2 protein-coding genes are annotated in these 1598 nt (G+C 33.8%); both read left to right on the top strand.

What is annotated here, in order from left to right; translation table 11 throughout:
• Positions 1–349: hemolysin III family protein (locus ABZA26_RS14700; RefSeq protein ID WP_372715234.1), on the top strand; the 349-nt coding region annotated here is incomplete at its 5' end.
• A gap of 182 nt (positions 350–531) precedes the next feature.
• On the top strand, positions 532–1598 hold a 1067-nt coding region (locus tag ABZA26_RS14695), incomplete at its 3' end, for a hypothetical protein (protein ID WP_372715233.1).

Below are 1598 nucleotides of genomic sequence, written 5' to 3'. Positions count from 1 at the left end.
CTATCTGCTCACTGTAGTAAAGGGAAAAGTGGCAATTATACTGCTCTGTATACAGTGGGTACTCACGCTCATGGGGATAATCTTCAAAATCAAATTTACAGGAAGGTTTACTTTCGTTTCCACTCTTATCTACCTTTTCATGGGATGGATGATAATATTTGTTTTTAAAAATCTTAAGACGAATCTGAACTCAGAAGCACTAAATCTTCTGTTGGCAAGTGGTATAACCTATTCTGTAGGGGCAATATTTTATCTCCTTAAAAAAATCAAATTTACCCATGTAATATGGCATTTGTTTGTCATCGGAGGCAGTGTATTAAACTACCTATCTATATACTATTCTATCTAAAGGGCCCTATGGCTCTTTTTTTTTTCAAAAAATTGTAATATTAATTTTACTTTTTAGTAAATTAGATATAAAATCAAATAGCGATTTGTATATTAGAGTATGGATAATATGAAGTGCTGTTTATTGAGAAATACCTGGCTCATTGTTCTACTTTTGAAATTCTAGCAACAGGAGGTACTATTTTGAAAAAATTAACAATACTTTCTCTCTCTGTGATACTGACACTCCATTCTTATGGACTGACTCTAGACGGTATGATCAAAGACGTAGAGAGAAGGGGTTATTCCAGTGAATTCAAAAAGTTTGAAAAAAACCGTCTGGATATTGAAGAGATAAAAATAAACCGTATCAACAGAGACGGGATAGATTTAGAAGCACAGTCAGATTATTCAGATTACTCCGGTAGTAAGGATTTTGACAGCACACTTTCTGCAAAATATGATTTTTTTAAATATTATGCTGAGTATAATCACCAAACCGGAGAAACAGAAGAGGAGCTTATAGGAGTGGAAAAAGATCTGAAGGATCTCTTTTTCAGTGAAAGAAAATACAGTTCCAATATTTTCTCCTATGACAAAAAATACCGTCTGAACCTGGAAGAAGAAAAAGTGCAGGAAGAGATTCTGGGACTTATTACCCTGTATCAAAAATATATGGACACAAAACTGGAGCTGGAACTAAAGGAAAAACTTCACCCTAAGCTATTGAAGGATATGGAAAAACTGAAAAAAGATGTGGAAATAGGTACAGGTACTGAATTTGATTACAGATATTCTGAGATGCTTGTGGAAAATTCCGGCTCTGACATAAAACAACTGAAAGATGATATAGCTAAACTTAAAGTGGATTTTTATGATCTGTACAAAATAGATACCCTTGGAAGTGAGATAGAGAACCTTTCTGAAGTTGAAGAATTAGGAAAGGAAAGTTTTCGCAGTATAGGGGAGAGAGAAGTGGAAAATGCCCAGCTGTTATTTGAAAAATCCAAAGAGAATTACAGATATTCAAAATATGACAGCAAATGGCCTAGTATAACTGCAGGAACTTTTTTTGACACAGCCAGCGATGGGTGGCTTGTATCTCTGGGATTTACTAAGACTCTTTTTGAGTATGATGATACGAGTAATTTATACCAGGTTGAAATTCAAGAGTTAGAACTTGAAAAAAATAAAAAAGTAGAAGAAAGTAAAAATCTCAAAAAGGATTTTGAAAACAGATATTTTTCTCTGATGAAGGAGCTCAAAAACCT

It is taken from the genome of Ilyobacter sp. (assembly GCF_041583315.1).
In the GTDB taxonomy this organism is placed as follows: domain Bacteria; phylum Fusobacteriota; class Fusobacteriia; order Fusobacteriales; family Fusobacteriaceae; genus Ilyobacter.
This window is presented reverse-complemented; position numbering and strand designations above follow the sequence as displayed.